Origin of the sequence: Shewanella sp. Sh95, from assembly GCF_001308045.1 — a bacterium.
GTDB lineage: Bacteria > Pseudomonadota > Gammaproteobacteria > Enterobacterales > Shewanellaceae > Shewanella > Shewanella xiamenensis.
The window spans coordinates 1-413 of record NZ_LGYY01000267.1 but is presented as its reverse complement, the minus strand read 5'-3'; the positions used below and the strand labels follow the sequence as shown (position 1 = coordinate 413).

The window sequence follows — 413 nt, the reverse complement described above, 5'->3', positions numbered from 1 at the left end:
CTAGTGTACCGAACACTTGGAAGTTTTTGATTTCTACTTGTTCTAGCTTAGTGCCAACTAATGGGCCGAGTGCATCACCGGTGGAACGATCTGTTCCGATACAAACGAGAATAAGTGGTATATTAGTTTGAATAGGAATATGGGAAAGCAAGAAGTTACTGATTGTCTCGGAGGCTTCTAAGTCTTGGTGCATAACATTTTGAGTTTCTTTTTCGAAAAAAGGTAAGCGAAAACTTCCAATATTCATGAAGCACCCATCCTTTTAATAAATTTTCAAAATATGTTATATGGCGAATAAAATGGAAAACTATAAGTGCGTACTTTTTGCAAAATGTAAATGAAAACGGAAATAATAGTACTAGTATATATATATTCGTTCCATTTTATACCTGGATAGAAGTTAACAAATGCAA

The 413-nt window shown here is 34.1% G+C and carries 1 protein-coding gene; it reads right to left on the bottom strand.

What is annotated here, in order from left to right; all coding sequences use genetic code 11:
• On the bottom strand, positions 1-247 hold a 247-nt coding region (locus AEA42_RS19670), incomplete at its 3' end, for a DUF1256 domain-containing protein (protein ID WP_156312380.1).
• Positions 248-413 lie beyond the last annotated feature (166 nt).